Genomic DNA, 6,719 nt, shown 5'->3' on the forward strand with positions numbered 1-6,719 from the left:
GGAAGGGCACCCCGCGTCGCGGGGTGCCCTTCCATCTGTAGCCCTAATTTTTGGAATTGGTATTACCACTTGTGCCAAAGGCTTCGAGGTATTTTAGCCCTGAGCCTGTGTTAAACAGAACCACGCGTTCATCCCGATCGACCTTGCCCTGATCAATGAGTTGTTGCAGTGCAGGGATGCAAGCTCCTCCTTCCGGTGCTGCAAAAATGCCCTCAGTCTTTCCAATATCTTTTACTCCAGTCAACAGAGCGTCATCGGTCACTGCGATCGCAGTTCCATCACTCTGACGCAAAATATCTAGCATAATGAAATCTCCGATCGCCTTTGGAACTCGCAACCCAGAGGCAACGGTATGGGCATTGGCAATTTTTGCTCCCACGGATAAGCCCGACTCAAATGCCTGGGCGATCGGGGCACACCCTGCTGCCTGTACACTCACCATGCGTGGACGGTGAGTTCCAATCCAGCCCATCCGCTCCATTTCATCAAAGGCTTTCCACATGCCGATCAAGCCCGTTCCACCACCCGTTGGATAAAGAATCACATCCGGCAGTTCCCAACCAAACTGCTCTGCTAGCTCGTAGCCCATTGTTTTCTTGCCCTCTACCCGATACGGTTCCTTCAGGGTAGAAACCTCAAACCATCCCTCTGCGGCTTTGCGTTCTGCAACAATTCGCCCACAGTCGGTGATTAATCCATCTATCAGGGTGACGGTTGCCCCGGTTTGCTGGCATTCAGTGATGTTGGCGATGGGAGTATCTTGTGGCATAAAGATAAAGGCTTCCAGTCCCGCCTTCGCAGCATAGGCAGCGAGTGCACCCGCAGCATTTCCCGCTGAGGGAACGGCTAGCTTTCTCACGCCTAACTCTTTTGCCATTGACACCGCAGCCGTCATTCCTCGTGCCTTGAAAGAAGCAGTCGGGTTTTGCGACTCATCTTTGATGTAAAGATGCTTGAGTCCCAACAGTTGCCCTAATTTTTCTGCCTTGAGTAATGGAGTCATTCCTTCGCCTAAGCTCACCTGATTGGCAGGATCATCAACAGGTAACACTTCGGCGTAGCGCCATAGCGTTGGCGGGCGATCGCGCAAAACTTCGTGCGTCAGTGAGTGTGCAGCGCGATCGAGATCATAAGCAACCATCAGCGGCTTGCCACATTCACAGAGGTTGTAGAGGCGACGGGGCGGATAATGGTTGTTGCAGGATGAGCAGTACAGATGGGTTACATTCATTGGCTTAACTGTATTAAGAAGTTTAAGTAAATGAGGCAACAGTTGAGTACAGGTAATTACTGTGGCGTGAATACTTTAACTCACCTAAGTTACCTGGTCTAATTTGGCAAAACTTGAGATGATGGATCGACCCAGAAGATCTAAACACCCGCTAACATCAGTACCGGGAGGAGTCGAATGAGCAGATGAGTAAGGGGCACTGGAGTAGGCGAATCAGTCGAGGAGTGCCCATCATCCCAAGGCTCTTCTCAGACAAAGGATGGTGGCGGTTCTTGCAGTTTGTTCTGCTGGGACTGCTCATCACCGTTGGTCTCCATGCCGGAACTGCAGTGGGATTCCAAGAGCCTAGCAAGAGAGCAGAGAATACGGAGCAAATCAGAATTACATCAAATCCTCTTTCATCCTCTACGATTTCTTCTCCCGCTCAGCTTGTGCAGCAAGCAGAAGCCCATTACCAGGCAGGGCAACTCTCAGAGGCGATCGCGCTCTGGCAACAGGCGACAACCCGCTATGAGACGGCAAGCGATTCTCTTAATCAAGCACTGGTTCTCAGTTTTCTTGCCACTGCCTTTACAGATCAGGGACAGTGGATGCAGGCAAACGAGACGATCAATCAAGCAGTTTCGCTGCTAAATGCTCCAAACCTGGCATCCAGCCCAGATGTTTCAGCCGTTCTCGCCCAGGTTCTCACTGTTCAAGGGGAGCTACAGTTCACTCAAGGTCAAGCACTAGCAGCACTGGAAACCTGGCAACAGACCGAAACGGTTTACCATCAAACCAATGATACCAGCGGTGTCTTGGGCAGTCAGATTAACCAGGCACGGGCGTTGCAGTCAGAGGGACTTTACAGACGAGCCACAACTCTGCTCACCCAGGTAGAACAAGCCTTACAAGACCAGCCCGATTCACAGCTCAAGGTAGCCGGATTGCGAAGTCTAGGCAAGATGCTGCGGTTAGTTGGCGATTTAGCTCAATCAAGGGCGGTTTTGGAACAGAGCTTGGCGATCGCACTCGAACTCCAAGGTGAGACTCCTGAATCTGCGTCCGATATCAGCGGTATTTTGCTCAGTTTGGGTAACACAACTCGCGCTCAAGGAGAAACGGATACCGCACTCGCGTTCTATCAACAGGCAACAACTACGGCTCCCTCGCTCACCGCAAAAACGCAAGTTCAGCTGCTTCAGTTCAGTCTGTTAGTCGAAGCAGAACGATTGGCAGAGGCACAGCGACTATTGCCAGAGATCCAATCTCAGATCGCTGATTTACCCCCTGGTCGTCTAGCTATTTATGCTCGAATCAACTGGGCTCAAAACGTAATTAAATTAAGAAATAGGGAGATAGAAAGCTCAGGGGAGGCATCCTTCGACTTTCTTAGTATGTCAGCCCAAGATCTCGCCATTGCGGTTGAGCAAGCTCGGAGTATGAGCGATCGCCGAGCTGAATCTTATGCTCTTGGTACGTTAGGTAGCCTATATGAAACGACTCACCAGTGGAGCAACGCTAAAACTCTGACGCAACAAGCACTCAGTTTGGCGCAGTCCATTGATGCGCCTGATGTGGCTTATCAGTGGCAGTGGCAACTGGGACGAATTTTCTGTCAGAATACCCAGCCCTGCCCAGCTACAGGAGATTTGCAAAATGCAACGGCTGCCTACGCAGAAGCAGTCAAAATCTTGCAATCCCTTCGCAGTGATTTAGTTGCAATCAATTCAGATGTGCAGTTCTCGTTTCGAGAAAGTGTTGAACCTGTTTATCGACAGTTTGTGGAATTGCTCCTACAGTCTGAGAGCAACTCACCAACCCAGGAAAACCTGAAACAGGCACGTCAAGTCATCGAAGCTCTCCAGTTAGCAGAACTAGATAACTTCTTTCGAGAAGCCTGTGTCAACGTTCGCCCGGTCGAAATCGACCAAATTGATCCGCAAGCTGCTGTCATTTACCCGATTATTCTGCCCACCCAGTTTGCGGTGATTCTGGCATTACCTAATCAGCCTTTGCGCTACTACAACACTCCACTGACTCAAGCTGAAGTAGAACGCATCCTCACCCAACTGCACCAATCCCTCAGACCGACTGCCTTTCTCGAAGATTGGTTGCCTGTTGCTCAACAGGTTTATGATTTACTTCTGCGTCCGGTAGAGACTGAGCTAGCAGCCAGTGAAATTAAAACTCTGGTGTTTGTGCCTGATGGCTTGCTGCGAAGTTTGCCAATGGCAGTGCTCCACGACGGTCAGCACTACCTGATTGAAAACTATGCAGTGGTATTCAATCCGGGCTTACACCTGCTGCAACCCGAACCGCTCGAAAATCTGCAATTGCGTGGACTGCTGGCAGGATTAAGTCAAGCTCGCGAGGACTTTCCAGCGCTGCCGAACGTCACAGTTGAAATTAATCAAATCGAAACGGCCCTTTCGGCTCAGGTGTTACTCGATCAGTCATTTACTAATGAAGCATTTCAAGCCCAGATTGATTCTACTCCGTCGCCAATTGTGCATCTAGCCACGCACGGTCAGTTTAGCTCAAATGCAGATGATACATTCATTTTGACGTGGAATGGACGTATCAACGTTAGACAATTAGATCAACTGCTTCGGACTAGGGAGGGTAATCTCAACCCAATCGAACTGTTAGTATTGAGCGCTTGTCAAACGGCAACGGGTGATGATCGAGCGGCCCTGGGAATGGCAGGAGTAGCAGTGCGATCGGGGGCACGCAGCACGCTTGCCTCATTGTGGTCGGTTAGCGATCGCTCCACCGCATTGTTGATGATTGAGTTTTACCGAGAGCTAGGACAGCCAGGGATGACCAAAGCTGAAGCTCTACGTCGGGCTCAGGTTGCTTTGCTGCAACAACAGGATTACGCCTCCCCTTATTACTGGTCACCGTTTGTGCTTTTAGGCAATTGGCTCTAGAAGTTAAGCGACCGCATTTATCCTATGTGGACAACCCTAAGACAGCAAATTTGGCGATGGCGCGGAGTCCTCATCACCGCTCCTAGTGTTGCCGGAGGATTGCTGCTGCTGCGATGCTTGGGTGCACTCCAGTTTATGGAGCTAATGGCGCTTGATCAACTGTTTCGCCTGCGTCCCTTTGAACCGGTTGATTCACGAATTATCCTCGTGACCATAGATGAATCAGACATCAAACAACTTGGACAATGGCCAATGTCCGATGCAGTGTTAGCTCAGTTGATTCTATCCATTAAACAACAACAACCCAGAGTCATTGGACTGGACATCTTTCGAGATTTACCTGTAGAACCAGGACACTCTGAGCTGATCAATGTTTTTACCTCTACCCCTAACCTGATTGGAATTGAGAAAGTGATTGAAACAGCTCAAGGTGAAGTGGTTCAAGCACCACCAGCCTTGGAGCAGCATAATCGAGTCAGTGCTAGCGATCTTCTCTTAGATACCGATAGTACAGTTCGCCGCAGTTTGCTGTACCTCAGCAATCAAGATGGAAAATCGATCGCGACTCTAGGAACACAATTAGCTCTGGTGTATCTCAAGGAAGAAGGCATTCAGCTTGAAACAATCAACCTCACCAAAGGACAACTCCGGTTAGGTCGAGCGGACTTTACTTCCTTACGTCCAAATGATGGCGGTTATGTAGGTGTTGATGCCGGTGGATATCAAATTCTGTCAAACTTTCCAAAACTCCAGGACCATTTTCGCACCGTCTCAATAACGGAAGTATTGCAAGGACGCATACCCCAAGATTTGCTGCGCGATCGCATTGTGCTGATTGGATTAACAGCCGAGAGCCTTGAAGACAAATTTTTCACCTCCTACACCACTAACTCAATTGCAGCACCCGCAGGGGTTGAAGTTCATGCATTGTTAAGCAGCCAATTGCTCAGTGCTGCTTTGGATGGTCGTCCTTTATTAGATGCCTGGTCAGAGCCGCTGGAATGGCTGTGGGTTATCTTTTGGTCTACGGTTGGAGCTGTTGTGGGTTGGGTATCGCGATCGCCTCGTCAGACCGCATGTAGAGTTACTTTTTTAGGAGTTGTGCTTCTAGTCGGTGCATACGGACTGTTTTTAGTAGGGTGGTGGATTATTATCATTCCTCCCTTGCTAGCCCTCGCTGGCTCTGCCGTTACAAGCAATGGCTACCTGCTGTGGGAGAACCTGAGGGGATATGCCCGCAACCTGGAACAGAAAGTGGAAGAACGAACTGCAAAATTAGAGCAAGAAATTGTTGAACGAAAACAGGCAGAAGATACCCCGAATCAACAAAAACAGCTCCTGCAAGCGATCGTGGACCACATTCCTGCCATGATTACGCTCTACAATGCGGAGGGAAAAGTTGAATTCGTGAATCGTCAGTGTGAGCAAATCTTGGGATGGACAACTACAGATCTGCACCATATTGACCTGATTGCTGCGTGTTGTTTTGATTCGGAGCAACAGCAGCAAATTTTAGATCACATGTTATCTGCAACAGGTGCCTGGTTAGATCTCAAAATCAGAACAAAGGACGATCGCCTGGTCAACACAGCATGGGCAAATGTCCAAATTGCAGAGCGCTTATTCGTTGGCATTGGACAAGATATTAGCGATCGCAAGCGAGCTGAAGAAGCGTCGATTTTGGATGAGCGCAACCGGATGGCGCGAGAAATTCACGATACCTTAGCCCAGGCATTTACCGGTATTCTGCTGCATGTCGGGGCGGCAAGCGAGCAGATTACCAAAAAGCCAGCCTCGGCACAAACTCATTTGGAAACGGTGGAAGAATTAGCTCGAACTGGACTAGCTGAAGCGCGGCGATCAGTAGCGGCACTACGTCCTAAACTGTTGGAAGAAGGAAACTTATTTAGCGCTCTCAAACACCTGACCACTCAAATGAGAGCGACTACGAATACCAATCTCACGTGTGACATTATCGGGACTGCCTACCCTTTGCCACCCGATGTGGAAAATCATTTACTTCGCATTGGACAAGAAGCACTGACTAACGCCGTTAAGTATGCTCACGCCACTGAAATTCAGGTTGAGCTAGTTTGTGAGGAGTCACAGTGTCTTCTGCGAGTAAAGGACAATGGACAGGGATTTGAAGTGAGTCAAATTCCCCTGGGTAAAGGGTTTGGATTATTGGGAATGAGTGAACGGGTAGAGCAAATTGACGGTGAGTTAATCATTCACAGTCAACTAGGACAAGGCACAGAAATCGTTGTAATCGCGAATCGGAAGTAGATATTTTTCTCTATCTTTCACAAAATGCTCTTGGATACGAAGTCAGCCCATCTGTCGCTGCTTGTTGCGGTGATAAGCACAAAGAGTCGCATTACAAGCATTAGAAGCAACGCAAAGCAGTTTCCCTTTACACGCTAACCGCACCTCATCCACCCATTCTTTGTCCCCACTTAAGTAATACCAATTCTCTAAAGTTCAGCTACAGATAAGGCATCTAAAATAGACCGTCGCCCTACAATCGAGAAGATTACTTCTGGTGTTAAAGCATCAAGTCTCTCTTTCACCTGCTG

3 protein-coding genes are annotated in these 6,719 nt (G+C 49.1%); 2 read left to right on the forward strand and 1 reads right to left on the reverse strand.

The genetic code is table 11. The features are described 5' to 3' along the window. Positions 1 to 43: 43 nt before the first annotated feature. Complete coding sequence (locus H6G00_RS25630) at positions 44 to 1,231, reverse strand: threonine synthase (protein ID WP_190798895.1); 1,188 nt, start codon at positions 1,229 to 1,231, stop codon at positions 44 to 46. A gap of 185 nt (positions 1,232 to 1,416) precedes the next feature. Here H6G00_RS25630 and H6G00_RS25635 point away from each other — a divergent pair, with 185 nt between their 5' ends. Both H6G00_RS25635 and H6G00_RS25640 read left to right on the forward strand, forming a co-directional pair. After that, positions 1,417 to 4,143, forward strand: coding sequence for a CHAT domain-containing protein (locus H6G00_RS25635; protein ID WP_190798896.1), 2,727 nt, complete (start codon positions 1,417 to 1,419; stop codon positions 4,141 to 4,143). 24 nt (positions 4,144 to 4,167) lie between these two features. Then, positions 4,168 to 6,429 (forward strand): CHASE2 domain-containing protein, encoded by a 2,262-nt coding sequence (locus H6G00_RS25640; protein WP_190798897.1) that lies wholly within the window; start codon positions 4,168 to 4,170, stop codon positions 6,427 to 6,429. Positions 6,430 to 6,719 lie beyond the last annotated feature (290 nt).

This window comes from Leptolyngbya sp. FACHB-541 (genome assembly GCF_014695875.1).
Lineage (GTDB): Bacteria > Cyanobacteriota > Cyanobacteriia > Elainellales > Elainellaceae > JAAUTN01.

What these genes read in the sequence shown, in the direction of transcription:
- H6G00_RS25630 (WP_190798895.1), bottom strand. Translation starts at nt 1,231, where the DNA reads ATGAATGTAACCCATCTGTACTGCTCATCCTGCAACAACCATTATCCG.
- H6G00_RS25635 (WP_190798896.1), top strand. Translation starts at nt 1,417, where the DNA reads ATGAGTAAGGGGCACTGGAGTAGGCGAATCAGTCGAGGAGTGCCCATC.
- H6G00_RS25640 (WP_190798897.1), top strand. Translation starts at nt 4,168, where the DNA reads ATGTGGACAACCCTAAGACAGCAAATTTGGCGATGGCGCGGAGTCCTC.